The sequence below is a fragment of the Ruegeria sp. BG5 genome, from assembly GCF_056538425.1.
In genome coordinates this window covers 285883-311861 of sequence record NZ_JBQFTC010000002.1, presented here as the reverse complement: position 1 = coordinate 311861, position 25979 = coordinate 285883, and the positions used below count along the sequence as shown (strand labels likewise).

General features: G+C 59.2%; 26 protein-coding genes. 14 read left to right on the top strand and 12 right to left on the bottom strand.

Translation table 11 applies throughout. From position 1 onward, the window contains the following. Positions 1 to 24 precede the first annotated feature (24 nt). Positions 25 to 1125 (top strand): alpha/beta fold hydrolase, encoded by a 1101-nt coding sequence (locus tag ACR0KX_RS12015; RefSeq protein WP_170520864.1) that lies wholly within the window; start codon positions 25 to 27, stop codon positions 1123 to 1125. Then, a complete protein-coding gene (locus tag ACR0KX_RS12010) occupies positions 1122 to 2342 on the top strand; it encodes an MFS transporter (protein WP_170623535.1) in 1221 nt (406 codons plus the stop codon). Before ACR0KX_RS12015 ends, ACR0KX_RS12010 begins: the two co-directional genes overlap by 4 nt. Here the strand turns inward: ACR0KX_RS12010 and ACR0KX_RS12005 are convergent. From ACR0KX_RS12005 to ACR0KX_RS11995, 3 genes are read right to left on the bottom strand one after another with little or no spacing between them, the layout of a single operon-like run. Beyond that, complete coding sequence (locus tag ACR0KX_RS12005; protein WP_170623532.1) at positions 2339 to 2926, bottom strand: Smr/MutS family protein; 588 nt, start codon at positions 2924 to 2926, stop codon at positions 2339 to 2341. The two genes, ACR0KX_RS12010 and ACR0KX_RS12005, sit on opposite strands and share 4 nt — an antisense overlap. Then, entirely contained in the window at positions 2926 to 3966 is a 1041-nt protein-coding gene (mltA, locus tag ACR0KX_RS12000) for a murein transglycosylase A (protein ID WP_170623530.1), read from the bottom strand. Before mltA ends, ACR0KX_RS12005 begins: the two co-directional genes overlap by 1 nt. Next, positions 3963 to 4622, bottom strand: a complete 660-nt coding sequence (locus ACR0KX_RS11995) for a Tim44/TimA family putative adaptor protein (RefSeq protein WP_170623528.1) — start codon at positions 4620 to 4622, stop codon at positions 3963 to 3965. The genes mltA and ACR0KX_RS11995 overlap by 4 nt, the downstream gene beginning before the upstream one ends. Positions 4623 to 4730: 108 nt before the next feature. Between ACR0KX_RS11995 and ACR0KX_RS11990 the strand changes: the two genes are divergently transcribed. Further along, entirely contained in the window at positions 4731 to 5231 is a 501-nt protein-coding gene (locus ACR0KX_RS11990) for an FxsA family protein (RefSeq protein WP_480708453.1), read from the top strand. A gap of 54 nt (positions 5232 to 5285) precedes the next feature. Beyond that, the gene (gene secB / locus ACR0KX_RS11985; protein WP_170453344.1) at positions 5286 to 5786 is read left to right on the top strand and encodes a protein-export chaperone SecB; all 501 of its coding nucleotides are present in this window, start codon (positions 5286 to 5288) and stop codon (positions 5784 to 5786) included. 24 nt (positions 5787 to 5810) lie between these two features. Here the strand turns inward: secB and dnaQ are convergent, their stop codons facing one another. Genes dnaQ through ACR0KX_RS11965 form a run of 4 tightly spaced genes read right to left on the bottom strand, consistent with a single transcriptional unit; the run spans position 5811 to position 8545 of the window. After that, positions 5811 to 6533: a DNA polymerase III subunit epsilon gene (gene dnaQ / locus ACR0KX_RS11980; protein WP_170453345.1), complete on the bottom strand. Its 723-nt coding sequence runs from the start codon at positions 6531 to 6533 to the stop codon at positions 5811 to 5813. Continuing rightward, a complete protein-coding gene (coaE, locus tag ACR0KX_RS11975; protein WP_170453346.1) occupies positions 6526 to 7119 on the bottom strand; it encodes a dephospho-CoA kinase in 594 nt (197 codons plus the stop codon). Before coaE ends, dnaQ begins: the two co-directional genes overlap by 8 nt. Next, positions 7116 to 7949: a shikimate dehydrogenase gene (locus tag ACR0KX_RS11970; RefSeq protein ID WP_170623523.1), complete on the bottom strand. Its 834-nt coding sequence runs from the start codon at positions 7947 to 7949 to the stop codon at positions 7116 to 7118. The genes coaE and ACR0KX_RS11970 overlap by 4 nt, the downstream gene beginning before the upstream one ends. Next, positions 7946 to 8545 carry a nucleoside triphosphate pyrophosphatase gene (locus tag ACR0KX_RS11965; protein WP_170453348.1) on the bottom strand — a complete coding sequence of 200 codons (600 nt, stop codon included), beginning with the start codon at positions 8543 to 8545 and terminating at the stop codon, positions 7946 to 7948. Before ACR0KX_RS11965 ends, ACR0KX_RS11970 begins: the two co-directional genes overlap by 4 nt. Before the next feature lie 404 nt (positions 8546 to 8949). Here ACR0KX_RS11965 and ACR0KX_RS11960 point away from each other — a divergent pair, with 404 nt between their 5' ends. From ACR0KX_RS11960 to ACR0KX_RS11930, 7 genes are all read left to right on the top strand, one after another. Beyond that, the gene (locus ACR0KX_RS11960) at positions 8950 to 9399 is read left to right on the top strand and encodes a CopD family protein (protein ID WP_170453349.1); all 450 of its coding nucleotides are present in this window, start codon (positions 8950 to 8952) and stop codon (positions 9397 to 9399) included. A 123-nt stretch (positions 9400 to 9522) separates the two neighbouring features. Then, positions 9523 to 10794, top strand: coding sequence for a transcription termination factor Rho (gene rho, locus ACR0KX_RS11955; protein ID WP_170453350.1), 1272 nt, complete (start codon positions 9523 to 9525; stop codon positions 10792 to 10794). Between the two features lie 30 nt (positions 10795 to 10824). Next, positions 10825 to 12111, top strand: coding sequence for a tRNA uridine-5-carboxymethylaminomethyl(34) synthesis GTPase MnmE (gene mnmE, locus ACR0KX_RS11950; RefSeq protein WP_480708452.1), 1287 nt, complete (start codon positions 10825 to 10827; stop codon positions 12109 to 12111). Between the two features lie 12 nt (positions 12112 to 12123). Continuing rightward, positions 12124 to 13992, top strand: coding sequence for a tRNA uridine-5-carboxymethylaminomethyl(34) synthesis enzyme MnmG (gene mnmG / locus ACR0KX_RS11945; protein WP_170623520.1), 1869 nt, complete (start codon positions 12124 to 12126; stop codon positions 13990 to 13992). Beyond that, positions 13989 to 14609 (top strand): 16S rRNA (guanine(527)-N(7))-methyltransferase RsmG, encoded by a 621-nt coding sequence (rsmG, locus tag ACR0KX_RS11940; protein ID WP_170623518.1) that lies wholly within the window; start codon positions 13989 to 13991, stop codon positions 14607 to 14609. Before mnmG ends, rsmG begins: the two co-directional genes overlap by 4 nt. Continuing rightward, positions 14602 to 15405 carry an AAA family ATPase gene (locus tag ACR0KX_RS11935; protein ID WP_170453354.1) on the top strand — a complete coding sequence of 268 codons (804 nt, stop codon included), beginning with the start codon at positions 14602 to 14604 and terminating at the stop codon, positions 15403 to 15405. Before rsmG ends, ACR0KX_RS11935 begins: the two co-directional genes overlap by 8 nt. A gap of 20 nt (positions 15406 to 15425) precedes the next feature. Continuing rightward, positions 15426 to 16319 (top strand): ParB/RepB/Spo0J family partition protein, encoded by an 894-nt coding sequence (locus ACR0KX_RS11930; RefSeq protein WP_170623516.1) that lies wholly within the window; start codon positions 15426 to 15428, stop codon positions 16317 to 16319. Here the strand turns inward: ACR0KX_RS11930 and ACR0KX_RS11925 are convergent. Genes ACR0KX_RS11925 through rph form a run of 4 tightly spaced genes read right to left on the bottom strand, consistent with a single transcriptional unit; the run spans position 16309 to position 19134 of the window. Then, on the bottom strand, positions 16309 to 16662 hold the full coding sequence (locus tag ACR0KX_RS11925) for a YbaN family protein (RefSeq protein WP_170453356.1): 354 nt from the start codon (positions 16660 to 16662) through the stop codon (positions 16309 to 16311). The genes ACR0KX_RS11930 and ACR0KX_RS11925 overlap by 11 nt on opposite strands. Positions 16663 to 16665: 3 nt before the next feature. Continuing rightward, on the bottom strand, positions 16666 to 17820 hold the full coding sequence (hemW, locus tag ACR0KX_RS11920) for a radical SAM family heme chaperone HemW (RefSeq protein WP_170623514.1): 1155 nt from the start codon (positions 17818 to 17820) through the stop codon (positions 16666 to 16668). Continuing rightward, positions 17810 to 18424: an RdgB/HAM1 family non-canonical purine NTP pyrophosphatase gene (gene rdgB / locus ACR0KX_RS11915; RefSeq protein ID WP_170453358.1), complete on the bottom strand. Its 615-nt coding sequence runs from the start codon at positions 18422 to 18424 to the stop codon at positions 17810 to 17812. Before rdgB ends, hemW begins: the two co-directional genes overlap by 11 nt. Next, positions 18421 to 19134 carry a ribonuclease PH gene (gene rph, locus ACR0KX_RS11910; RefSeq protein ID WP_170453359.1) on the bottom strand — a complete coding sequence of 238 codons (714 nt, stop codon included), beginning with the start codon at positions 19132 to 19134 and terminating at the stop codon, positions 18421 to 18423. The genes rdgB and rph overlap by 4 nt, the downstream gene beginning before the upstream one ends. Before the next feature lie 112 nt (positions 19135 to 19246). Here rph and hrcA point away from each other — a divergent pair, with 112 nt between their 5' ends. Next, positions 19247 to 20311, top strand: a complete 1065-nt coding sequence (gene hrcA / locus ACR0KX_RS11905; RefSeq protein ID WP_170453360.1) for a heat-inducible transcriptional repressor HrcA — start codon at positions 19247 to 19249, stop codon at positions 20309 to 20311. 10 nt (positions 20312 to 20321) lie between these two features. Continuing rightward, positions 20322 to 20885 carry a nucleotide exchange factor GrpE gene (locus ACR0KX_RS11900; protein ID WP_170453361.1) on the top strand — a complete coding sequence of 188 codons (564 nt, stop codon included), beginning with the start codon at positions 20322 to 20324 and terminating at the stop codon, positions 20883 to 20885. Positions 20886 to 20943: 58 nt separating this feature from the next. On the opposite strand, the gene mutS is transcribed toward ACR0KX_RS11900, so the two are convergent. Next, positions 20944 to 23559: a DNA mismatch repair protein MutS gene (gene mutS / locus ACR0KX_RS11895; protein WP_170453689.1), complete on the bottom strand. Its 2616-nt coding sequence runs from the start codon at positions 23557 to 23559 to the stop codon at positions 20944 to 20946. Between the two features lie 161 nt (positions 23560 to 23720). Here mutS and ACR0KX_RS11890 point away from each other — a divergent pair, with 161 nt between their 5' ends. Then, a complete protein-coding gene (locus ACR0KX_RS11890) occupies positions 23721 to 25976 on the top strand; it encodes an NADP-dependent malic enzyme (RefSeq protein WP_170520907.1) in 2256 nt (751 codons plus the stop codon). Positions 25977 to 25979 lie beyond the last annotated feature (3 nt).

Sequence of the window (25979 nt, the reverse complement as noted above, 5' to 3'; positions counted from 1 at the left end):
CGCCAAACGTTCCGGGGGCAGGTCGTGTTGCGCTATTTCATCCTATTGTTTCTATCCCTGTCTCTGGGGGCCTGCGTCGACAGGACGATTTCGGAAATCGTTCCAACCGCGCTGTCGGTTGGCACGCCCAAGACCGTCTTTGCCAGCACGACCCGCGCGCGTGAACCTGACGGATCCTTTGGCTTTCGGCGCGGCGAGGCGCTGCAATTTCTTGAGACTACCGTGTCCATCCCGCCCTCGCATACGCCCGGCAGCCTGAAATTCTCTTACGCCAACCCGAACCCGCAAAAGGAATTTGTGCTGGCGGAAGTCGAGCAGCTGAACGGCGCCCAAGGGTTGCGGCAGCATCTGCGGGGTCAGGATGATGTGACGATCTTTGTCCACGGCTATAACTCGACCCAGACCGAGACCATTTTTCGCGCGGCTCAGCTGTCTCATGACATCGGCATTCCCGGAACGACGCTGGTCTATTCATGGCCCAGCCGGGCGACCGGCTATGGTTATGCATATGATCTGGACAGCATGTTGTTTGCCCGAGACGGATTGGAACAGACCATTCGAGAGTTGAAGTCCATGGGGGTCAAACGCGTGATCCTGCTGGCGCATTCCATGGGCAGCGCCTTGTCGATGGAGATGATGCGACAGGCCGAGCTTCAGGAACCCGGCTGGTCGAAACGCAACCTCGATGGGGTTGTCCTGATCTCACCCGATCTGGATGTGGATCTGTTCCGCTCGCAGATGAGCCGGATCGCGACCCCGCCTGACCCGTTCATCGTGATGGTATCGCAGAAGGACAAGATCCTGAACGTCTCGGCCCGGCTGCGCGGCACGGCCGAGGGCGAACGGCTGGGCAATATCAGTTCGATTGAGACCTTGCAGGAGTTTCCGATCAACGTGATCGACACGACCGCCTTTAACAGCGATGCGCAATCTTCGCATTTTGTGGCCGCGACCTCGCCGGCGCTGTTGGCCATTCTCAGTTCGCTGCGACGGGTCAGCAACACGTTCGGGCCGGATGAGCGGCCGGGCATCGATATTCTGGTTCCGCCCAGCGAGCGCAATCCAACAGGCGCGACCGAGATTGTTCTGACCGAATCCGGACAGGCAGAGGTGTCGACCCCGTGACGCGGTTCAGCCTGCGTCAGTTTCTTTTCGACAACGCATCCTGGCTTGGCACAGGATTATTGCTGACCTTCCTGTCCAGCTTTGGGCAGACTTTCTTCATTTCGATCTTCGCAGGGGAAATCCGGGCGGATTACGGGCTAAGCCACGGGGCCTGGGGCGGGCTTTATTCGCTGGGTACGCTGGTGGCGGCAGGCGTGATGGTCTGGGCCGGGGGGCTGACCGACGTCTTCCGCGTGCGGGCGCTGGGCCCCGTCGTTCTGGCAGGTCTGGCCTTGGCCGCGCTGGCGATGGCGCTGAACAGCTGGATCGTTCTGTTGCCGCTGGTTGTCTTTTTCCTGCGCCTGTTCGGGCAGGGGATGAGCGTCCATCTGGCGCAGGTGGCGATGGCGCGTTGGTTCACCGCATCGCGGGGCAAAGCCCTGTCCATCGCCTCATTGGGTTATTCGATTGGCGAATCGCTGCTGCCTTTGACCTTTGTCGCTACGATGGCGTTTCTGGACTGGCGCTGGCTTTGGGTCATTGCGGCGGGTCTGATCCTGCTGGGCATCCCGGTTCTGATCCGTTTGCTGCGTCAGGAACGAACGCCCCAAGCCCTTGCGGACGAATACGCGGCAACCGGCATGCAGGGGCGTCACTGGACCCGACGTGAGGCGCTGTTTCATCCGCTGTTCTGGTGCATGGCCCCGGCAATTCTGGGGCCGTCCGCCTTCATCACCGCCTTCTTCTTCCATCAGGTACATCTGGCCGAGGTCAAGGACTGGCCTCATATCCAGCTGGTTGCCTTGTTTCCGATATTCACGGGGGTTTCGATCCTGTCCATGTTTGCGGCAGGCTGGGCATTGGACAAATGGGGCACCGCGCGGATCATGCCGTTTTACCAGATCCCCATGGCCATCGGATTTGGTGTGTTGGCCTATTCGGACACCATCGGCAATGCTCTGATCGGATTGATCTTTCTGGGCATCACCGCAGGGGCACATAACACCCTGCCCAGCGCCTTCTGGGCCGAGTTCTACGGCACCCGGCATATCGGCGCGATCAAGGCATTGGCAACAGCGCTGATGGTTCTGGGATCCGCCATCGGCCCGGTTCTGACCGGCGTGCTGATCGACCTTGGTGTTTCACTCAGCGCGCAATTTCTGTGGGTCGCCGGGTTTTTCCTGCTGGTCTGCGCGCTGATCTGGCTGGGCATTCACCGTGCCAAGGCCGATTTCTAACGTGAGCGCCGCAGATAGACGTAATACGCCCCATCCCCGCCATGGCTGATATGGGCGGGCGTCACCTGCATCACCGCCTGCGCCAGCGGAGGGATCGACAGCCAATGCGGCACCTGATTGCGCAGCACGCCACGTGGTGTTGGGATCGGCCCGGGCTCATCGCGGTCTTTGCCCTTGCCGGTGATCACCAGCACCAGCCGCTTTCCCTGTGCCTGCGCGGTCAGCACGAAGCGCACAAGCGCTGGATGCGCCGTATCGATCCGCATGCCATGCAGGTCCAGCTTGCCCTCGGGCTTCAACTTGCCGCGCTTCATGCGACCGAACGCCTTGGTGTCCATCTGCACCGGTGCAGACCGCAGCGTTTCCGTGATCGACGGCTTCAGCGTGTTCCCAGAAGGTTTACTCTGATGGGATTGCCCCAACTCAAACGCCTCGATCCGCGGTTTTGGCAGTTTCTTGGGCGTTGGTTTCGGCAAGGTCGTCGGTTGCACGGTCTGAGGGATCTCGGGGTGAAGCCGCTCAGCCTGCTTGGCGACCTTGCGCCACAGATCGATCTCTTCACTGGTCAGTTTGCGCCGGGTCATCAGAATTCATCCGGCAACAGAGCGTAGGCGCGCTGGATTGGCAGCAGTACAACCATCCGGCCGGGGTCTTTCAGTCGCCCGGCTGCTTGACCGGCCTCGTCCCCGGTCCCAAAGAAAATATCCGCCCGCTGCGCGCCTTTGATCGCCGCGCCGGTGTCTTGCGCAATCATCAATCGGCGCAGCGGGGCATTCCCGTCTTTTTCCACCCAGACAGGGGCCCCCAGCGGCGTATAGGCGGGATCGGCGGCGATACTACGCATGGTGGTGATGGATCGATTCATGGCCCCCAGCGGCCCCAGTTCGGGCGCGACGCGGCTGACTTCGCGAAAGAACACATAAGATGGGTTATGAAACAGCAGTTCTGCCCCGGCTTCGGGGTTCTTGCGCACCCAGGCGCGGATCATCTGGGCACTGACCTCATGCGAGCCCAAAATCCCGCGCCGGACCAGTTCCACGCCAATCGACCGGTAGGGATGACCATTCGCGCCGCCGTATCCAACACGCAATGCCCCACCATCCGGCAACCGAACCCGCCCCGAGCCCTGAATTTGCAGAAAGAACAGCTCGACCGGGTCATCGACCCAGGCGATCTCAAGCCCGCGCCCCTGCATCACATCGCCGGTCAGGATGTCCCTGCGGCTCAGCCACGGCCCCTCGGCCCGTGCTTCGGGGGGCATCTTGTAGATCGGATATTTAAAACGGTCGGTGCGGGTTTTCGATCCGTCCAGTTCGGGCTCGAAATACCCGGTGAACAGCGCGTCTTCACCGTCTTCGACCAGAACCGGGCGAAAGAACAGTTCAAAGAACGCCCGCGCGGCATCCGGCTCATAGGTCCGGGCCACGCCACATAACGCGCGCCAATCGGGGTCTTTCAGATCGCCGCAGGTGTTGAGAAAAACGGAAAGGGCCGCGCCGTGGTCATCCTCGGCCCAGCCCTGCAGATCGTCAAACGACAGGATAGATCGCGTCGCCTCGGCTCCGGCGGCGCTGGCGGTGGTCATGACGCCCACCAGTAAAAGCGACCGGAGCGTGGCAATCATGCGTCCGTGGCAACAAGCAACCAGTTCGGATCGTCCTTGCCCATCACACGGGCAAAAGTCCAGCTGTCCTTTTGGCGTTTCACAGTGTTCGGGTTGCCCTCGATAATGTCACCCCCGCGATCGCGCACGACCGAGGTCAGCTCACCAATGAATTTCATGGTGATCTCGGCCTCATTAGTGTTCTTGTCGAAGGACACATCCGCAAGCGTGGTTTCGCGCACACCGATGAACTCGGCCTCGATGGTCAGGCCCTGATCTTCGCGGGCCGCCACGACCGAGACGAAGGTGTCAAACACATCTTCCGCCAGGAAGGGCTGGATTTCGTCCAGATTGCCCTTTTCGAACCCCATCACGATCATCTCATAAGCACCGCGCGCGCCCTGAACAAACTCGCTGACGGAAAAGCTGGGCTCGACCCGCTTCATCGCGGCCAGGGTTTGCGCTTGTTCGCTGTCTTCGGGCACATGGTCGGTGATGTCATGATCGGGGCCACCTTCGATCACCTCGAAATCACGACGGGATGCGCCCGTATCGGGCTGATGCGGAACAGGAGGTTTCTCGAAACCTTCACGCGAACCCAATACGCTTTTCAAGCGCAGGATCAGGAAAATGGCAATTCCGGCCAGGACCAGCAACTGGATCATGGGTTCGTTCATTTCATCCTCTTTTCAGAACCGAGACTTTGTGTACGCGGCCTCCTGCCACTATGTAGGTGACAGTTGGTGGCAAGTCCACAGCCCGGCCATATGGAAAGGATAACGCAAATGTATCTGTTCTTGGCATTTTTGTTGGTTCCGATCATCGAAATCGCCCTGTTTATTCAAGTGGGTGGTCTGATCGGCCTGTGGCCAACGCTGGGAATTGTGGCCCTGACAGCGGTTTTGGGCACTGTTTTGGTGCGGACACAAGGTCGCATGGCGCTGGGACAGTTGCAGCAATCCTTTGCCAAGCTGGACGACCCGACCGAACCTTTGGCCCATGGGGCCATGATCCTGTTATCCGGCGCATTGCTGCTGACACCTGGCTTTTTCACCGATGCCATTGGTTTTGCCCTGCTTATTCCCGGTGTTCGGGTGGCTGTGTTCCGGTATCTGAAGTCCAAAGTCAAAGTCACCCAGTTCCAGATGGGCACGGGTGCCGGGTTTCAGGCCGGGCGCGACCCCTTCGATCAGGGCGACGTGATTGACGGAGAATTTACCGAGGTGCGCCCCCGGAAAGAGCCCTCGAAGCCCTCAAAATGGGTCGAAGGCCCGCCCCAGCATTGAGGTACCGCCCTCAAGTTGCTAAGCAGTGTCGAATTTCATTTTTGGAGTAGATCCATGGCCGAAGAAAACGCTGCAGAAAACACTGCGGCCCAAGCTGCCCCGCAGGTTCAGATGCGTGTTCTGGGACAGTTCATCCGTGACATGTCCTTTGAAAACGTCATGGCGCAAAAAGGCGTGTCGGGTGACGTACAGCCCGAGATTCAGGTTCAGGTTAACCTGGACGCGAAGAAGCGCCCGACCGAGCATCAGTACGAGGTTTCGGTCAAGCTGAAGCTGACCTCGAAAGCCAAGGGCATGGACGATGTTCTGTTCCTGTGCGAACTGGACTATTGCGGCCTGTTCCACGTGGAAGGCGTGCCAGAGGATCAGATCCATCCGTTCCTGATGATCGAGTGCCCCCGGATGCTGTTCCCGTTCCTGCGCCGCATCGTCAGCGACATCACCCGCGACGGTGGCTTCCCGCCGGTGAACCTGGACAATATCGATTTCGTGGCTCTCTACCGCAACGAATTGATGCGTCGTCAGGCCGCGCAGGCCGAAAAGACCGACGCCTAAGGGTTTGACCCGTGCCTGACTGGTTCAGGCGCGGGTCCACAGGGCGCTGTCGCCCAGTTTCTCGACAAAAGCCTGATGCGCTGTGCGTTCCTCATCGGTGATCCGAGGGGGCAGGGCCATTGCGCGCGGCGTCGGACGCCAGTCATCCGCACCACCTGCACCTGATGCAGCCGAGGTGGACAGGCCGAAATCGGGCTGCCGACCGCCGATCAGTTCCAGATAGACCTCGGCCAGAATTTCCGAGTCCAGCAACGCCCCGTGCAGCACCCGATTGGTATTGTCGATGTTGAACCGGCGGCACAGCGCGTCCAATGACGCGGGTGAGCCCGGAAACCGTTTGCGCGCTATGGCCAACGTATCCAGCGCCTGATCCATGGGAATCTGCGGCAGATTCATCCATCTGAGTTCCGCATTCAGGAATTTCATATCGAAGGATGCGTTGTGGATCACCAGTTTTGAATCCCTGATGAAATCCAGGAAGCCTTGCCCGATCTTGGCAAAAACGGGCTTGTCTTTCAGCGTCACCTCACCCTTTTCGGGCGGGCGCGGGGTGTCCAGCAGATCGGGGCCAATTCCATGCACACCAAATGCCTCTTCGGGCATCGACCGTTCGGGGTTGATATAGACGTGATAGGTCTCACCCGTGGCCACATGGTTCCACAGCTCGACCGCGCCGATCTCGACAATCCGGTCGCCGCTTTCGGGATCAAAGCCTGTGGTTTCGGTATCGAGTACAATCTCACGCATCTGCCATCCCCGCCCGTATCTGCCTGACCACATCCTGCACCTGCGCGCGGGCGTGGTCCAGAGTGTCGGTCACGATCACATAATCCGACCGGGCGCATTTTTCGTCATTTGGCATTTGTTTGGCTCTGATCTGCTCAAACTGCGCCTCGGTCATCGTGCCGCGCGCCATGACGCGGCGCTTTTGTTCTTCGGCCGGGATCGAAACACAGGCGACCGCGTCCATTGCCGCATTGCCGCCGGTTTCAAACAGCAGGGGGATGTCGAACACCAGAATGTCTGCCGTCGCGCTTTCGCGAAAAGCCGCCCGGTCCCCCGCGACCAGAGGATGGACAATGGCCTCAATGGCTTTCAGCGCAGACCCGTCCTGTGAAATGATCTGTTTCAACGCGTCCCGGCTGACCGATCCGTCGATGATGGCGTCAGGATAGGCCGCACCCATCGGGGCAACCGCCGCACCACCCGGCGCATAAAGCCGATGCACCGCCGCATCCGCATCCCACAGCGCGCAGCCTTCATCGACGAACATCTGCGCAGTGGTGCTTTTCCCCATGCCAATCGAGCCAGTCAGGCCAAGCGCAAAGCTCATGCCAATGCCGCCGCGCGAGTATCGGTGTCAACCTCGGGGCGGACACCGAACCAACGCTCGAACCCAGGAACCGCCTGATGCAGCAACATGCCAAGGCCATCGACCGTGGTGCACCCGGCGTCTTCTGCTGTTTTCAGAAGGTTGGTCTTTAGCGGCGCGTAAACCAGATCGGTCACCACCGCTCCGGGCTGCAACCCGTCCAGCGGCACGCGCAATTCCGGCTGACCCTGCATGCCCAGCGAGGTTGTATTGACCACAAGCTCAGCATTTTCCACGACATTTCCGGCCTGAACCCAATCGACCACCGTGATGCGCTGGCCGAACTCTTCTTTCAGATGGTCCGCCCGCGCGCGCGTGCGGTTGGTCAGCAGAATCTCGGGCACGCCAGCAATGGACAAGGCCTGCAGAACTGCGCGCGCCGCCCCCCCGGCCCCAAACACCACGGCTGGCCCGTCCTGAGCGTTCCAGTCCGGCGCGCCGCTGCGCAGGTTCTCCATGAACCCGTACCCATCGGTGTTGTCGGCATGGATCGAGCCATCCTCGCGAAACACCAGCGTATTCGCGGCCCCGATCACCGTTGCCCGGTCAGAGACATGATCGGCAATCCGCAAAGCGGCTTCTTTATGGGGCACGGTCACGTTCGCGCCCACAAACCCGGCCTTGGGCAGGGTTCGCAATACGGTCTCAAGATCCGCAGGGGCCACGTCCATCGGAATGTAGTGCCCGGACAAGCCATAAGTCTTCAGCCAATGCCCATGCAGCTTGGGCGACCGGGAATGCCCGATCGGATGCCCAATCACCCCGGCCAGAGGTACCCGATAGTCCGTCATTGATCGATCACCCCTTTGACAGCCAGATAGTTGAGCAGTTCCAACAAGGGCATACCCAAAACGTTAAAATAGTCGCCGTCAATGGTTGCAAACAGGCGCACACCTTCTTCTTCCAACTTGTAGCCACCGACCGAGTGGCGAATGCTTTCCCAATTGCGATCAATGTAGTTGCGCAGATAGGCATCGGAACTCATCCGCATCCGCAGGCGGACCTGTCCTATATGTCGCCAGATCGGCTCACCATCCTGATAGATCACAGCTGCCGACAACAGCATATGCCGCTTGCCACGCATCGCCTTGAGCTGCGCAAACGCGTCCTCGGGCGTTTTTGGTTTCGACAGCAACTGCCCCTCGAAATCCAGCACCTGATCGCAACCCAGCACCATCGCGCCGGGGGACTTGTCGCTGATCTTGCGCGCCTTCATCTCGGCCAGCGCATCTGCGATGTCGCGGGGCGAGGCCTCTTCTGCCAGCAACGCCCGCTTTATAGTATCCTCATCCACGCGCGCCACCTGCACAGTGAAAGGCACGCCTGCATTTTCCAGCAGCTGCGCGCGAATGCTTGAGCCCGAGGCCAGGATGATGGGGACAGACATGTGGACAACCCCGTGTGCAAATCGTTGAGCGTTCTTGGACGCTTTGTATGGTTTTCCGATTGACACGCAAGCCCGGGAAATCTGCTCGAAACTTCCCCGAGTCGCCCGAACGCTGTCCATCCGGGACAAGGATAACTCGGAACCAAGGGATAACTGAATCCCCCATAGATATTCAGGCAGTTATCCCCAGAGGGTGCTAGACAGATAAGGTATAAGTGTCTGTTATTTAATACCTATTTCTAAAACTCACAGAATCGGCCTGCGTCTCGTCAAAACTGTCCACCTGGGGAAAACCAAGGGGTAAAAAAGTAATCAACGGAAATTACGCACCCTACAAAACCATCTTCCTTTCTTCTTTCTTATTTTTTTATTAGGGAGAGTTCCGAGCAACGACCGGAGCCGGAATGACTGATCTGCTTTTCACGATCTACCCATGGGTGAAGGCACTGCATATCATGGCCGTGATCTCATGGATGGCTGGCCTGTTCTATTTGCCCCGATTGTTCGTCTATCATGTTGAAAAGGCGCAGGCTGTCGATGGCGCGCAAGAGATCTTCTTTGAAATGGAAGAAAAGCTGCTGCGCGTGATCATGCGTCCCGCGATGATCGTGGCCTGGGTGTGTGGCCTGATCATGGTGTTCACGCCGGGCATCGTCGGATGGGATTTTACCTGGCCCTGGCTGAAAGGGACAGCCGTGATCGGGATGACCTGGTTCCATCACTGGCTGATGGCGCGGCGCAAGGACTTCGTTGAGGGGCGAAATACGCTGACAGGGCGGCAGTATCGCATGATGAATGAGGTTCCGACCATTCTGATGGTTGCTATCGTTCTGGCGGTCATTCTGAAGTTCTGACGGCCTGTTTGACTCCGCAGGTGGAGACAACTATGTAAGGTGACAACACGCCCGTCCGGGCGGCGTATTTTCCGCACTGAAATTCCACTTCGAGCCGCAATAGCAGCGGTGAAGGTATGCATCATGTCCTCTGAATCCCTGAATCTGGCCGACTTGAAGGCCAAAAGCCCCAAAGACCTTCTGGCGATGGCCGAAGAGCTGGAAATCGAAAACGCCTCGACCATGCGCAAGGGCGAGATGATGTTCCAGATCCTGCGCGAACGCGCGGATGAGGGCTGGACCGTTGGCGGCGATGGTGTGCTTGAGGTTCTGCAGGACGGCTTCGGCTTCTTGCGCTCGCCCGAGGCGAACTATCTGCCGGGTCCCGATGACATCTATGTCTCGCCCGACATGATCCGTCTGCATTCGCTGCGCACCGGCGACACCGTTGAAGGCGAAATCAAAGCGCCGGATGATAGCGAGCGGTATTTCGCGCTGACCAAGGTCACAAAGATCAACTTTGAAGACCCTGAGAAGGCCAAGCACAAAATCCTGTTCGACAACCTGACGCCGCTCTACCCAGATGAGCGGCTGAAGATGGAGATCGAAGACCCGACCATCAAGGATAAATCGGCCCGCGTGATCGATCTGGTCTCGCCCATCGGTAAGGGTCAGCGGTCGCTGATCGTGGCCCCGCCGCGGACCGGTAAGACAGTGATCCTGCAGAACATCGCCCATTCCATCGAACAGAACCACCCGGAGTGCTATCTGATCGTCCTGCTGATTGACGAACGCCCCGAAGAGGTGACGGACATGCAGCGCTCGGTGAAGGGTGAGGTCGTGTCTTCGACCTTCGACGAACCGGCAACGCGTCACGTGGCCGTGTCGGAAATGGTGATCGAAAAGGCCAAACGTCTGGTCGAACACAAACGAGATGTTGTTATTCTTCTCGACTCAATCACAAGACTTGGTAGGGCGTTCAACACCGTGGTGCCATCCTCGGGTAAGGTTCTGACCGGCGGTGTGGACGCAAACGCCCTGCAACGGCCCAAGCGGTTCTTTGGCGCGGCACGGAATATCGAAGAGGGTGGCTCGCTGACCATCATCGCCACGGCGCTGATCGACACTGGCAGCCGGATGGACGAGGTGATCTTCGAAGAATTCAAAGGCACCGGTAACTCGGAAATCGTCCTGGACCGCAAGATTGCCGACAAACGCGTGTTCCCGGCGATCGACATCCTCAAGTCCGGTACAAGGAAAGAGGACCTGCTGGTCGACAAGGGCGATCTGGCCAAGACCTTCGTTCTGCGTCGTATCCTCAACCCGATGGGCACGACCGACGCCATCGAGTTCCTGTTGTCCAAGTTGAAACAGACCAAGACAAACGGCGAGTTCTTCGATTCGATGAACACCTGACACAGGTCTTAACCCACGCGAGGCCTTCGAATGGATACGATATTCGCCTTGGCCAGCGCGCAAGGCAAAGCAGGGGTGGCGGTCATCCGCCTCTCTGGTCCTGTCGCCCGTACCGCTGCGGAAAAGATAGCCGGTGGCCCTCTTCCGCCGCGGGGTATGAACCTGCGCACCCTGCGGGACGCAGATGGCGCGCGTCTGGATGATGGGCTGATCCTGACCTTTCGGGCCCCGGCCAGCTTTACCGGTGAAGACGTCGCCGAGTTGCAAATCCACGGCAGTACCGCCGCCGTCAATGCTGTGATGCGATGCCTGTCTGAGACTGACGGGTTGCGTCTGGCCGAACCCGGAGAATTCACCCGTCGCGCCCTTGAAAACGGCAAGATGGACCTGACTCAGGTCGAGGGTCTGGCAGATCTGATCGACGCCGAAACCGAAGCGCAACGCAAACAGGCACAGACGATTCTGGCCGGAGAGTTGGGTAATCTGGCCGAACAATGGCGGCGCGATCTGATCCGGGCTGCATCGCTGTTGGAAGCCGTGATTGATTTCGCCGATGAAGAGGTTCCCACCGATGTGACCCCGGAAGTCCGGCAGTTGATCTTAGGCGTGAGCGCAGAGTTGCAACGCGAAGCAGACGGCGTTCGGATCGCAGAACGCATACGAACCGGGTTCGAAGTTGCCATTGTCGGCCTGCCCAACGCAGGCAAGTCCACCCTGTTGAACGCTTTGGCCGGGCGCGAGGCTGCAATCACGTCGGAATATGCAGGTACAACGCGGGATGTGATCGAAGTGCGCATGGATCTGGCCGGGCTGCCGGTCACTCTGTTGGATACGGCCGGGTTGCGCGACACCGAAGATTACGTCGAAAACCTGGGTATTGCGCTGGCGAAAAAGCGCGCGGAAGCTGCTGACTTGCGTGTTTTCCTCACCGACGATCCATCAGAGCTTGGCGTCGAAATGCGGTCCGATGACATTCAGGTCAGGCCGAAAGCGGATCTTCAGCAAGGTGCGACACTCGGCGTCTCGGGTAAAACCGGGCAAGGGATTGATAAGCTGATTTCCAACATATCGTATGTTCTAAGTGAACGAACCACTAGCCATGGTAAAGCTACCCGTGAACGGCACAGGATTGCGCTGATCAACGCCAAAGAGGCGTTGACCGTTACCATGTCGGTTCTGGAATCAGGCCCGGACCTGTATGATATTGCAGCAGAAGAACTGCGTACCGCGATCCGCGCGCTTGAGGTTTTGGTCGGCAGAATTGGGGTCGAAGATTTGTTGGACGAAATCTTCTCAAGCTTCTGTCTTGGAAAATAGGGAGTGTTTCACGTGAAACATTCGGACTTCGATGTTGTAGTCATAGGCGCCGGCCATGCCGGAACCGAAGCCGCTCACGCCGCAGCCCGTATGGGAGCGGCGACAGCATTGGTCACGTTGTCCGCATCCGACATCGGGGTCATGTCCTGCAACCCGGCCATTGGTGGGCTGGGAAAGGGCCATCTTGTGCGCGAAATCGATGCGCTGGATGGCGTTATGGGTCGAGTCGCGGATCAGGCGGGTATCCAGTTTCGTCTTTTGAACCGCCGCAAAGGCCCGGCAGTGCAAGGGCCCAGAACCCAAGCCGACCGCGCTCTGTACCGCGCGGCGATGCAGAAAGAGACGGAACGCCAGAGCAATCTGTCTATCATTGTCGGTGAAGTGATCGATTTTCTGATGGATGGGGAGCGCGTAGCCGGAGTGAAACTCGGCGACGGTTCAGAGGTTAAAGCGCGCGCTGTTATCCTTACATCCGGCACCTTCCTGCGCGGCGTTATTCATATCGGTGACGTGTCCAAGCCCGGAGGCCGCATGGGCGATCGCCCCTCTGTCAAACTGGCAGAGCGGCTGGATAGCTACAAGCTGCCGACCGGACGCCTGAAAACAGGTACACCACCTCGGCTGGACGGGCGAACCATCGACTGGACCGGGTTAGAGCGACAGGACGGGGATGATGAACCGACCCTGTTTTCGTTCTTGTCAACTTCGGTTGTCGCGCCCCAAATCTCTTGCGGGATCACGCATACAAACGTGCGGACCCATGAGATTATTGAGAAAAACCTAAGTAAATCGGCGATGTATGGCGGTTATATCGACGGTGTTGGGCCTCGGTATTGCCCGTCAATCGAAGATAAGATTGTTCGGTTCGCGGATAAGGACTCGCATCAGATCTTCCTGGAACCGGAAGGCGTGAATGATCATACAATCTACCCGAACGGGATCTCAACCTCGCTGCCGCAAGATGTGCAGCTGGACTATGTCCGGTCGATCAAAGGGTTGGAACAGGCCAAGATCCTTCAGCCTGGATATGCGATTGAATATGATTACGTCGATCCGCGTGTGCTGACGGCAAGACTGTCTTTGCCGGATGTTCCCGGCCTATATCTTGCGGGTCAAATCAATGGCACCACAGGATATGAGGAGGCGGCAGCCCAAGGGATGGTCGCGGGCCTCAACGCGGCATTGGACGTGCAGGGCAAAGATCCACTGCATTTCACGCGGGCTGACAGCTATATCGGCGTCATGATTGATGATCTGACAACCCGAGGAGTGGCTGAGCCGTACCGTATGTTCACCTCACGCGCCGAGTTTCGGCTGTCTCTGCGGGCGGACAATGCGGACCAACGCTTGACCCCGCTTGGGGTGCAGACTGGATGTGTTGGTCAGGAACGCCGTGCCCATTTTGAAGCCAAAATGGACAAGTTGGATGCCGCCAAGTCACTGCTGACCCAGCAGACATACACCCCAAAACAGGTCCGAGAGGCTGGAATCAACGTCAATCAGGACGGAAATCGCCGGGATGGGATGGCGATTCTGGCGTTTCCAGACGTCTCTTTTGAAGATATGTTGCCGCTCATTCCTCAGTTGACCTCGGTCGAACCTGACATTCGGCATCAGATTGCGCGGGATGCACTGTATGCGAATTACATCGCACGACAGCAGCGCGACGTCGAAGCCATGAAGCGCGATGAATCCTATGTTATTCCGCGCGAATTCGATTTCTTTTCGCTCGATGGGTTGTCATCAGAGATGAAACAGAAGCTCTCGCAAGCCAAACCAGCAAACATCGCCCAAGCCAGCAGGGTTGAAGGCGTGACGCCTGCGGCTTTGACACTGGTGCTGGCCAAGTTGCGTCGGGACGAAAAAGCGCGAAAAGCATGACTCTGGACCATTCAAAACTCGATGCGCTCGATGTTTCACGTGAAACATTCGAGCGGCTGAGCCTCTATGTTGACCTGGTGAAGCGCTGGAATCCAAGGATCAACCTGGTATCGCGAAACAGCCTGAATGACATCTGGATTCGGCACATTTTGGATTCAGTTCAGGTTTTCCGGTGCGCTGAACGCTTTGAAACCTGGGCTGATCTGGGTAGCGGTGGCGGTTTTCCCGGGATGGTCTGTGCGATCATTGCTGTGGAAGAGGCGCCGAACGCTTATTTTCAGTTTGCCGAAAGCGATCAAAGGAAATCTGCTTTTCTGCGGAATGTTGCGCGGGAATGCGGGGTTTCCTGCCAGGTGATCTCCAAAAGGATCGAAGCGATTGATCCATTGGGTGCTGACATCTTATCAGCCCGGGCCCTGGCGGACTTGAATACGCTTTTGTCATTTTGTGACAGGCATTTAAACGAGTCCGGCACGGCCTTGTTGCCGAAAGGCGCGAACTGGAAAAAAGAACTGGCCGAGGCACAGGAAGAATGGAAATTCGAAGCCGAGCCGATTACAAGTTTAACAGAACCCCAGGCTGTCATCCTTAAGATCAAAGGAGTATCACGTGGTTGATCTGTCTCGTCCTTCCGGGCCCCGGATAATTGCGGTTGCCAATCAGAAGGGCGGAGTTGGAAAGACAACCACGGCGATCAATCTGGCAGCAGGGTTGGCCGAGGCCGGATGCCGCGTTTTGGTGGTTGACTTGGATCCTCAGGGTAATGCTTCAACCGGGCTGGGTGTCGAAGATCGGGATTGGACCACCTACGACCTCATTCTTGACGATGCGCCCTTGGAAGCGGTTGTGCAGGAGACCGAGATTGATGGGCTGTTTGTCGTTCCGGCCACTGTTGACCTGAGTTCTGCCGATATCGAACTGATTTCCAACGAAAAACGCAGCTATCTGTTGCATGATGCGCTGCGTCAGACCTCGATCGACAGTTTTGAGCTTGATTTTGTTCTGATCGACTGTCCCCCATCCCTGAATTTGTTGACTGTGAACGCCATGGTTGCCGCCCATTCGGTGCTGGTTCCATTGCAAAGCGAATTCTTCGCGCTGGAAGGTCTTTCGCAGCTTATGCTGACGATCAGAGAGGTTCGGCAAACCGCGAATCCGGACCTGAGAATCGAAGGTGTTGTGTTGACCATGTATGACAATCGCAACAACTTGTCCCGTCAGGTCGAAAAAGATGCGCGTGACAATCTGGGTGAGATGGTTTTTAAAACCAAGATACCGCGGAATGTCCGGGTCAGTGAGGCCCCGTCTTATGCGTTGCCTGTTTTGCAATATGATTCAGGTTCGCTTGGGGCGATGGCGTATCGGCATCTGGCCCGCGAAGTCATGCACAAGAACAATAAAGTCGCCGCTTAGGCGGCAGTGAGGAGGGCGACGTGAGCGCCAAGAAAGCAAAGCCAAGGGGTCTGGGACGCGGGTTGTCTGCCCTGATGGCGGACGTAACTCAGGAAGCTGATGATCTGGCACCGACTCAGCCGCGTCGACCTGACCTGACGGTTCCGATTGAAAAGCTGCAAGCCAACCCAAATCAGCCGCGCCGGACGTTTTCGCCAGAGCAGTTGGATGAGCTCGCGACCTCGGTCAAGGAAAAGGGCATCATCCAGCCCCTGATCGTGCGGTCCATTGGTGAAGGCGCCTATGAAATCGTCGCGGGTGAGCGTCGTTGGCGCGCGGCGCAAATGGCGCAACTGCATGATATTCCAGTCATAGTTCGGGATTTCGACGATACCGAGGTTCTGGAAGTTGCAATCATTGAAAACATTCAGCGGGCCGATCTGAACGCGGTGGAAGAAGCCGCCGGATATAAGCAGTTGATGGACCGGTTTGGTCACACGCAGGAAAAACTGGCCGAGGCTTTGGGTAAAAGCCGTAGCCATATTGCAAACCTTCTGCGTCTTTTGTCCTTGCCGATGGATGTGCAGACATTGGTGATCGAAGGCAAACTGTCCGCAGGGCACGCGCGGGCGCTGATCACGGCCGAAAATCCGTCGGAACTTGCCAAACAGGTTGTTAAGGAAGGTCTGTCCGTTCGCGCCACCGAAGCTTTGGTGAAGAAGCAGCAGGGTGATACTGACCGCCCCGCGCCGAAGTCGCGAAACCTGAATGCAGGCAAGGATGCGGATACGCGGGCGCTTGAGAAGGATCTTTCGGCTATTCTGGCGATGAAAGTGTCGATCAATCACAAGCCGGGAACCGAGACCGGGCAGGTTGTTCTGACCTATGAGAATCTGGATCAGCTGGACGATCTGTGTGCGAAACTCAGCCGTTAGGGCGGGTCCAGATAAAGACCATGACGCCGCCCAGAACGACGGCTTGAATGATCAAGACATGGGGCGGCGCAGATAACATGACTGCGAGGCTGAATACGGCGGCGACCGACAAGGTGGCCGCCTTTTTTGCAGCGGGGCGGATAGCGCCGGATCGCTGCCAGTCCAGGATCATTGGCCCGAACAGCCTGTGCGTGATCAGCCAGTTATGTAGGCGGGAGGAGGATCGGGCGAAGAAAAACGCAGCCAGCAGCAGAAAAGGCACCGTAGGCAGCAACGGCAGAACGACGCCGACCATTGCAAGCGCAACGCAAACAAGTCCCAGCCCGGCCCAGAGAAACTGCATTCGCTACTCCAAAAGCTCTCGGATCACGGCATTCAAAACCGCGCGCCCATCTGCTGTTGCACTAAGCCGCCCGTTCTGATGGCGGATCATGCCAATATCGGTCAGGTGATCCAGTGCGTCCGAGGGCAGGGGTAGGCCAGATAACCGACTGTATCGATCAATATCTAGTCCTTCAGCTACGCGCATACCCATCATAAGGTATTCTTTGGCTTGATCCGTCGGGGATAACGTTGTGCGCTCTTTTTCCCCGTTGCCTTGTGTGGCCGCTTTCAGCCAGCGGTCCGGGTTCAGGTAGGTCTCGGTTGCGTGTTTCTGGCCGTTCAACGTGACCCGCCCATGGGCACCGGGACCGATCCCCACGTAATCGCCATAGCGCCAATAGATCAGATTGTGCCGGGATTCCGCACCGGGGCGGGCATGGTTGGAGACCTCATAGGCAGGCAGGCCGTGGGCGTCGCAGATGTCCTGCGTGGCCAAGTACATATCGGCGGCGCTGTCATCTTCGGGCAGGCCGCGCAGTTTGCCGACGGCGTAACGGTCGCCAAAGGCGGTGCCGTCCTCGATGGTCAGTTGGTACAGCGACAGGTGGTCGACAGCCATCGACAATGCATCAGACAGTTCCGCGCGCCACGCGTCCAGCGTCTGGTGTTGGCGGGCATAGATTAGATCGAAACTGACCCGGTCAAAGCAATTGCGCGCGATGTCATAGGCGGCGCGGGCCTCGGCCACGGTATGGATGCGGCCCAACCGGCGCAGGTCGTCGTCATTCAGCGCCTGCACGCCCATCGAGATGCGGTTCACACCCGCTTCGCGATAAGCGGCGAACCGGCCAGCCTCGACCGAGCCGGGATTGGCCTCAAGCGTGATTTCCATATCGTTCGACGGGCGCCACAGGGCGCGGGCCGTATCTATTACCGCCGCGACCGTTTCGGGGTCCATCAGGGAAGGCGTGCCGCCGCCAAAGAAAATCGTATCAAGGACACGATCCGGGGTTTCGGCGGCGCTGCGGTGCAACTCGCCCAGATACGCAACAAGCCATTGTTTTTGATCAATATTTCTGGAAACGTGACTGTTGAAGTCGCAATAGGGGCATTTGGCCTCGCAAAAGGGCCAATGCACATACAGGCCAAAGCCCCCGTTGCGCCAATCATCCGCCAAAGCAGCCTTTCACGAACATCTCCACCGCGCGGCCGCGATGGCTGATCTTGTTCTTTTCCCAGCGATCCATTTCGGCAAAGGTAATGTCATGGCCCTCGGGGACAAACATCGGATCATAGCCGAACCCGTCCTTGCCACGGATTGGCCAGGTCAGATGGCCGGGGGCGATGCCTTCGAACACCTCATCATGCCCGTCGGGCCAGGCAAGAACCAGCGTGCAGCGGAATTGCGCGGTGCGCGGATGAGGGGCGTTTTTCGCCTCGAGTTCGTTATGGGCGCGGGTCATCGCCATCAGGAAATCGCGGCCCTCGCCGGTTTCGGCCCAATCGGCGGTGTAAACGCCCGGCGCACCGTCCAGCGCGTCGATGGTGATCCCGGAATCGTCCGACAGGGCAGGCAGGCCGGTGGCCTTTGCCGCGGCATGAGCTTTGATCCGGGCGTTGCCGACAAAGGTATCCTCGGTCTCTTCCGGTTCCGGCAGGTTCATCTCGCCTGCGCCCACGACGGTCACACCAAAGGGCTCAAGCAGATGCGCCATCTCCTCAAGCTTGCCTGTGTTATGGGTGGCGACCAGAAGCCTGTCGCCGTCGAACTTGCGGGTCATGCGGTGGCGGCTTTCTGTGCGGCGGCCAGTTCACCGACGCCTTTTTCGGCCAAATCCATCAGCTGATCCATCTGCGCGCGACTGAAGACCGAGCCTTCGGCGCTCATCTGCACTTCGATCAGTTTGCCCGAGCCGGTCATGATGAAGTTTCCATCGACGCCCGCTTCGCTGTCCTCGGGGTAGTCCAGATCCAGAACCGGCTGACCAGCGTAAATCCCGCAGGACACGGCGGCAACAGGGTCCACCAGCGGATCGGAAATCACATCGCCCGCCTTCATCAGCTTGTTCACCGCCAGACGCAGCGCCACCCAACCGCCGGTGATCGAGGCGCAACGGGTGCCGCCATCGGCCTGGATCACATCACAGTCTATTGTGATCTGACGTTCACCCAAGGCAACCCGATCCACACCGGCACGCAGGGCGCGGCCGATCAGGCGCTGGATTTCCACGGTGCGCCCGCCTTGCTTGCCGCTTGCCGCCTCACGTCGCATCCTTGTGTTGGTCGCGCGGGGCAGCATACCGTATTCGGCAGTGACCCAACCCAGGCCTGAGCCTTTGATGAACGGCGGCACGCGGTCCTCGATGGTGGCGGTGCACAGTACATGGGTATCGCCCATCTTGATCAGGCAGGAACCTTCGGCATGTTTGGTAAAGCCGGTCTCGATTGAAACCGCGCGCATTTCGTTTAGATCACGTCCTGAGGGTCGCATGGAAAATCCTTTGTTTGCTGGGTTGGGGATAACGCCCCGCAGCGTTACGATGCAACCCCGATTGACCTTTCATTTGCCTGCGATTTAATGGCGATCCAGCAAAGGAACGCGGATGAGCGAAGCAAGCAAAATTCTGAGCGAGATGAACGACCGGTCGCGCGAGGTGTTTCGGCTGATCGTCGAAAGCTATCTGGACAGCGGTGAGCCCGTTGGCAGTCGGACGCTGACCCGCACCCTGTCGGAAAAAGTCAGCGCCGCAACCGTGCGCAACGTGATGCAGGATCTGGAATATCTCGGCCTGCTTGACAGTCCTCATGTCAGCGCCGGGCGGATTCCGACCCAGCAGGGTCTGCGGATGTTTGTGGATGGCTTGCTTGAAGTTGGCGATCTGGGGGCTGATGACCGGCAGAAGCTGGATGAGACATTAGGCTCTAACGCGGGCGATGTGGGCGGGATGCTGGACCGAGTGGGGTCGGTCTTGTCACACGTGACACATGGCGCCTCGCTGGTTCTGACCCCCAAACATGAGACCGAGATCAAACACATCGAGTTTGTCTCACTGGCGCATGATCGCGCGCTGGTGGTCCTGGTGTTCTCGGACGGGCATGTGGAAAACCGCCTGTTCACACCGCCTCCGGGGCAGACGCCCAGTTCGATGCGCGAGGCGGCGAATTTCCTGAACGCGCTGATCGAGGGGCGCACGCTGAGTGAAGTGCGCCGTCAGATGCAAAGCCAGATCGACGCGCGCAAACAGGAAATCGACGTGCTGGCGCGCGAGATGGTCGAAAGCGGCATGGCCGCCTGGGATGGGGACGGGGGCGACTCGGCCCGTCTGATCGTGCGCGGGCGGGCGAATCTGCTGGGTGACTCGGGCGAGGCCGAGGAGCTGGACCGTATCCGCACCCTGTTTGACGATCTGGAACGCAAGCGGGACATCGCGGAATTTCTGGAATTGACCGAAGAAGGCGACGGTGTGCGCATTTTTATCGGGTCTGAGAACAAACTTTTCTCACTTTCGGGTTCCTCTTTGGTGGTGTCTCCATATATGAACGCTGATCGAAAGATTATCGGTGCGGTTGGGGTCATCGGGCCCACGCGTCTGAACTATGGACGGATCGTGCCGATCGTGGATTATACGGCGCAACTGGTCGGCAAGCTGATATCCGACCGGAGCTAGAGGGTAAGAGATGGCAGAGCCCAAGAACGAAGATTTTCTGGACGATATCGCAACCGCCGAGGCGGAAGAGCTGGCCGAAGAGCTGATGGATATCAGCGAAGAGGCGCTGGAGATCGACGCGCTGCGTGCCGAGCGGGACGATTACAAGGACAAGTTCATGCGCGCGCTGGCGGATGCCGAGAATGCGCGCAAGCGTGGCGACAAGGCGCGCCGCGATGCCGAGCAATATGGTGGATCGAAATTGGCGCGTGACATGCTGCCGGTCTACGACAACATGAAACGCGCGCTTGAGGCGGCGACAGATGAGCAGAAAGAAGTGGCTGCCGGTTTGCTGGAAGGTGTTGAGCTGACCATGCGGGCGCTGAAGGATGTGTTCCAGAAGCACGGGATCGAGGTGATCACGCCCGAAGTTGGCGACCGTTTCGATCCGAATGTGCATGAGGCGATGTTTGAGGCTCCGGTGCCGGGGACCCGCGCGGGCGATATCATTCAGGTTTCTGCTGAAGGGTTCATGCTGCATGACCGGTTGCTGCGTCCGGCGCAGGTTGGGGTGTCGTCGACACCTGCGAGCTGATTGGCCTCTGCGAGGCCAAGCCTCCGGCGGAGGTATTTTTGAACAGAAGAAGGGGCGGTCAGGATTTGGCCGCCTCTTTCAGTTTGTAGATCAGGTCGAGGGCCTCGCGAGGGGTAAGCTCGTCCGGCAGAATATCCGCCAGCATGTCGGTGACAGGGGAAGCCTTGGGGGCTGGCGGCGGCGGGGGCGGCGCGGCGGAGAACAGGGGCAGGTCATCGATCAGGGCTTTTTGCTTGCCGCCTTCGCGTTCGGTTTTTTCCAGCTGGTCCAGTACGATACGCGCCCGGTCCACCACCGATGCGGGCAGGCCTGCAAGCTGGGCGACCTGTACGCCGTAGGACCGGTCGGCGGCGCCTTTGTGGACCTCGTGCAGGAAGATCACCTCGCCTTCCCACTCCTTGACCGCCACGGTGGCGTTGTCGACGCCTTCGAGTTTACCGGCCAGCGCGGTGAGTTCGTGGTAGTGGGTCGCAAAGAGCGCGCGGCATTGGTTGGCCGCGTGAAGATGTTCCAATGTGGCCCAGGCGATCGACAACCCGTCATAAGTGGCGGTGCCGCGGCCAATCTCGTCGAGGATCACCAGCGCGCGGTCGTCGGCCTGGTTCAGGATGGCGGCGGTTTCTACCATTTCCACCATGAAGGTCGAGCGGCCCCGTGCCAGATCGTCGGATGCGCCGACACGGCTGAACAACTGGCTGACGAGGCCGATATGGGCCTTCTCTGCCGGGACGTAGCTGCCCATTTGCGCCAATAAGGCGATCAGGGCGTTCTGGCGCAGGAAGGTTGATTTACCCGCCATGTTGGGGCCGGTCAGCAGCCAGATGGCGGCACCCTTGTCGGCGCTGAGGTCGCAGTCATTGGCGATGAAGGCATCGCCACCTTGCTGGCGCAGGGCGTGTTCGACAACCGGGTGGCGACCGCCCTGAACGTCGAAGGCGCGCGAGGTGTCGACCTGCGGGCAGCACCAGTTTTCGCCGCGTGCCAGATCGGCCAGCGCGGTGGTCAGATCGAGTTCGGCCAGCCCTCGGGCGGCTTGATTCAGATGCGCAGCTTTGGCCAGAATCTCACCAGAAATCCTTTGATAGAGCCTTTTTTCAATCTCCAGCGCCAGATTACCCGCATTCAGGATGCGGGTTTCGATCTCGGACAGTTCAACGGTGGTGAACCGCACCTGATTGGCGGTGGTCTGGCGGTGGATATAGGTCTCGGAGAACGGCGGGTTCAGCATCTTTTCGGCATGGGTTGCCGTGGTTTCGATGAAATAGCCAAGCACGTTGTTGTGTTTGATCTTCAGCGATGTGATGCCGGTATGTTCCGCGTATTTCTGCTGAAACCCTGCAATGACGGATCGGCCTTCGTCGCGCAGGGTGCGGGCCTCGTCCAACTCGCTGTCGAAACCGGGGGCGATGAAGCCACCGTCGCGGGCCAGCAGGGGCGGTTCGGCGACAAGGGCGTCGTCCAGCAGGGTCAGCAGGTCGTCGAAACCGGTCAGGTTCTGCACGGCGGTGGCCAGAAGGACGGGTAGATCTTGCGGGGCGCAGAGTTCGGCGATGGTCGCCGCCTGCGCCAGACCGTTGCGGATGGCGGCGAGATCGCGGGGGCCACCGCGTTCCAGCGAAAGCCGCGACAGGGCGCGGTCCAGATCGGGGGTTTTGCGCAACGCCTCGCGCAGGTCCGAGGCGGTCAGGCTGTCTTCGGTGGCGAAGCTCACCGCGTCCAGACGGGCGTGGATGACGTCGAGATTGCGCGAGGGGCTGGAGAGGCGCTGTTCCAGCAGCCGCGCGCCGCCCGGTGTGACTGTGCGGTCGACCACCGACAGCAGCGATCCGGCGCGTCCGCCGGACAAAGATCGGGTCAGTTCCAGATTGCGCCGCGTCGCCGCGTCGATCTGCACAACGCGGTCTTCGGATTCCTTGAGCGGCGTTTGCAACAGGGGCAGTTTGCCCTTTTGCGTGATCTCCAGATAGTCGATCAAAGCGCCCATGGCCGAAATCTCGGCACGCCCGAAGGTGCCGAAGGCGTCCAAAGCGCCCACGTGAAACAACCCGCAGATGCGTTTTTCTGCCGCGGTGCTGTCGAAACTGGCGCGCCCGATGGGAGTGAGTGAAATGCCCAGATCGCGGACGGATTCCTGCAGAGGCTGTTCCGACCCGTCTGCCACGATCAACTCGGACGGGGCAAGCCGGGCCAGTTCGGGGCTGAGGCGTATGGACGTCAAAGGCATCACGTGAAACGCACCGGTGGAAATGTCGGCCCAGGCCAAAGCGGCCTCATCCCGGACCTCGGCATAAGCGGCCAGAAAGTTGTGGCGGCGGGCCTCAAGCAGCGCGTCCTCTGTCAGAGTGCCGGGTGTCACCAGACGTACGACATCGCGCTTTACCACCGATTTAGAGCCTCTTTTCTTCGCCTCGGCCGGGCTTTCCATCTGTTCGCAGACGGCCACGCGGAACCCTTTGCGGATCAGGGTCAGCAAATAGCCCTCGGCGGCATGAACCGGCACGCCGCACATCGGAATGTCGGTGCCGTTATGCTTGCCGCGTTTGGTCAGGGCGATATCCAACGCCTCGGCGGCATTCACCGCATCCTCGAAAAACATCTCGTAGAAATCGCCCATGCGATAAAACAGCAGGGCATCGGCATGGGCCTCTTTGATCTCGAGATATTGCGCCATCATCGGCGTGACTGTGGACAAAAGCGGCCCCCTTCTGGCGTATTCCGGGCGCGACCTTACAAACGCGGCCCCCGCGACGAAAGGTGAAAACGTATTCCCGTTGAGGCGCAGCCCCGCCTGCGCTATGAGGCATCAGCCCCGAAGTCATGGAACCGACGTTTAAAATGCCCAAAGCGAAGATCACCAAAGAAGAGGCGCTGGCCTTTCACCTGGACCCCACCCCCGGCAAGTGGGAGGTGCAAGCCACCGTCCCCATGACCACCCAGCGCGATCTGTCGCTGGCCTACAGCCCCGGCGTGGCGGTTCCCTGCGAAGCCATCGCCGAAGCGCCCGAGACGGCGTATGACTATACCAACAAGGGCAATCTGGTGGCCGTGATCTCGAACGGGACCGCCGTATTGGGCCTGGGTAATCTTGGCGCGCTGGGCTCGAAACCGGTGATGGAGGGGAAATCCGTCCTGTTCAAACGGTTTGCTGACGTGAACTCGATCGATATCGAACTGGACACCGAGGACCCGGATGAGTTCTGCCGCGCGGTCAAGCTGATGGGGCCGACCTTTGGTGGTATCAACCTGGAAGACATCAAGGCGCCGGAATGTTTCATCATCGAGCAGCGCCTGAAGGAAGAGATGGACATCCCCGTCTTCCACGACGACCAGCATGGCACGGCGGTGATCTGTGCGGCGGGTCTGCTGAACGCGCTGCATATCTCGGGCAAGAAGATCGAGGATGTGAAGATCGTTCTGAACGGGGCAGGCGCTGCGGGGATTGCCTGTATCGAACTGCTCAAGGCGATGGGTGCAAAGCATGAAAATTGCATCGTCTGTGACACCAAGGGCGTGATTTATCAGGGCCGGACCGAGGGCATGAACCAGTGGAAATCGGCCCACGCGATCACCACCGAGTTGCGCACGCTGGAAGAGGCCATGAAGGGCGCGGACGTGTTCCTGGGCGTGTCGGTCAAAGGTGCGGTGACGCAGGATATGGTCGCCAGCATGGCCGACAACCCGGTGATTTTCGCCATGGCCAACCCGGATCCCGAGATTACGCCGGAAGAAGCGCACGAGGTCCGCGTCGATGCCATCGTCGCCACCGGGCGCAGCGACTACCCGAACCAGGTGAACAACGTTCTGGGCTTCCCCTACCTGTTCCGTGGCGCGTTGGACATCCATGCCCGCGCCATCAATGACGAGATGAAGATCGCCTGTGCCCATGCGCTGGCCCGTCTGGCGCGCGAGGATGTGCCGGATGAAGTCGCCATGGCCTATGGTAAATCGCTGACCTTTGGCCGCGATTACATCATCCCGACGCCGTTCGATCCGCGCCTGATCCACCGTATCCCGCCTGCGGTCGCCAAGGCCGGGATGGATACCGGCGCGGCGCGGCGTCCGATCATCGACATGGACGCCTATGAGCTGAGCCTGAAATCCCGCATGGACCCGACGGCCAGCATTCTGCGCGGGTTGAACGCCCGCGCCCGTCAGGCGCAAAGCCGAATGATCTTTGCCGAGGGCGACGATCCCCGCGTGCTGCGCGCGGCGGTGATGTATCAGCGCTCGGGCTTTGGCAAGGCGTTGGTTGTCGGTCGGCCCGACGAGGTGAAAACCAAGCTGGAAGAGGCAGGTCTGGGCGACGCCGTGCGTGAGCTTGATGTGGTCAACGCTGCGAACACCACGCATCTCGAGACCTATAAGGATTTCCTTTACAAGCGTTTGCAGCGCAAAGGGTTCGATCGCAAAGACATCCACCGCCTTGCGGCCCGCGACCGGCACGTGTTCTCATCGCTGATGCTGGCACATGGGCATGGGGACGGGTTGGTCACCGGTGCCACGCGCAAATCGGCCCATGTGATGGACCGGATCAACCATGTATTCGACGCCGATGCCGCCCATGGCGCGGCGGGCGTGACTGCGTTGCTGCATAAGGGCCGCATCGTGCTGATCGGCGATACGCTGGTGCATGAATGGCCGGACGAAAACGATCTGGCCAACATCGCAGAACGCTCGGCCGCTGTGGCGCGTCATATGGGGCTGGAGCCGCGTGTGGCCTTCGTCAGCTTCTCGACCTTCGGCTATCCGGTATCGGAACGGGCCGAGAAAATGCATGTCGCGCCCGAAGTTCTGGACCGTCGCGGCGTCGATTTCGAATACGAAGGCGAGATGACCGTCGATGTGGCGCTGAACCTCGATCAGCAAGAGGCGTACCCCTTCTCGCGCCTGACCGGCCCGGCAAATATCCTAATCGTGCCTGCACGCCATTCGGCCAGCATCTCGACCAAGCTGATGCAGGAAATGGGCGGCGCCACCGTGATCGGCCCGATCCTGTCCGGTGTCGACAAGCCGATCCAGATCTGCTCGACCGTGTCGACGGCGAATGACATTCTGAACATGGCCATTCTGGCCTCTTGCGATATTGGATAAGCC

Bases quoted from the DNA above. Each gene is read 5' to 3' on its own strand.
- ACR0KX_RS12005 (WP_170623532.1), bottom strand. From the start codon at position 2,926: ATGACCCGGCGCAAACTGACCAGTGAAGAGATCGATCTGTGGCGCAAG.
- mltA (WP_170623530.1), bottom strand. From the start codon at position 3,966: ATGATTGCCACGCTCCGGTCGCTTTTACTGGTGGGCGTCATGACCACC.
- ACR0KX_RS11995 (WP_170623528.1), bottom strand. From the start codon at position 4,622: ATGAACGAACCCATGATCCAGTTGCTGGTCCTGGCCGGAATTGCCATT.
- ACR0KX_RS11990 (WP_480708453.1), top strand. From the start codon at position 4,731: ATGTATCTGTTCTTGGCATTTTTGTTGGTTCCGATCATCGAAATCGCC.
- secB (WP_170453344.1), top strand. From the start codon at position 5,286: ATGGCCGAAGAAAACGCTGCAGAAAACACTGCGGCCCAAGCTGCCCCG.
- dnaQ (WP_170453345.1), bottom strand. From the start codon at position 6,533: ATGCGTGAGATTGTACTCGATACCGAAACCACAGGCTTTGATCCCGAA.
- coaE (WP_170453346.1), bottom strand. From the start codon at position 7,119: ATGAGCTTTGCGCTTGGCCTGACTGGCTCGATTGGCATGGGGAAAAGC.
- ACR0KX_RS11970 (WP_170623523.1), bottom strand. From the start codon at position 7,949: ATGACGGACTATCGGGTACCTCTGGCCGGGGTGATTGGGCATCCGATC.
- ACR0KX_RS11965 (WP_170453348.1), bottom strand. From the start codon at position 8,545: ATGTCTGTCCCCATCATCCTGGCCTCGGGCTCAAGCATTCGCGCGCAG.
- ACR0KX_RS11960 (WP_170453349.1), top strand. From the start codon at position 8,950: ATGACTGATCTGCTTTTCACGATCTACCCATGGGTGAAGGCACTGCAT.
- rho (WP_170453350.1), top strand. From the start codon at position 9,523: ATGTCCTCTGAATCCCTGAATCTGGCCGACTTGAAGGCCAAAAGCCCC.
- mnmE (WP_480708452.1), top strand. From the start codon at position 10,825: ATGGATACGATATTCGCCTTGGCCAGCGCGCAAGGCAAAGCAGGGGTG.
- rsmG (WP_170623518.1), top strand. From the start codon at position 13,989: ATGACTCTGGACCATTCAAAACTCGATGCGCTCGATGTTTCACGTGAA.
- ACR0KX_RS11925 (WP_170453356.1), bottom strand. From the start codon at position 16,662: ATGCAGTTTCTCTGGGCCGGGCTGGGACTTGTTTGCGTTGCGCTTGCA.
- rdgB (WP_170453358.1), bottom strand. From the start codon at position 18,424: ATGACCCGCAAGTTCGACGGCGACAGGCTTCTGGTCGCCACCCATAAC.
- rph (WP_170453359.1), bottom strand. From the start codon at position 19,134: ATGCGACCCTCAGGACGTGATCTAAACGAAATGCGCGCGGTTTCAATC.
- hrcA (WP_170453360.1), top strand. From the start codon at position 19,247: ATGAGCGAAGCAAGCAAAATTCTGAGCGAGATGAACGACCGGTCGCGC.
- ACR0KX_RS11900 (WP_170453361.1), top strand. From the start codon at position 20,322: ATGGCAGAGCCCAAGAACGAAGATTTTCTGGACGATATCGCAACCGCC.
- mutS (WP_170453689.1), bottom strand. From the start codon at position 23,559: ATGATGGCGCAATATCTCGAGATCAAAGAGGCCCATGCCGATGCCCTG.
- ACR0KX_RS11890 (WP_170520907.1), top strand. From the start codon at position 23,721: ATGCCCAAAGCGAAGATCACCAAAGAAGAGGCGCTGGCCTTTCACCTG.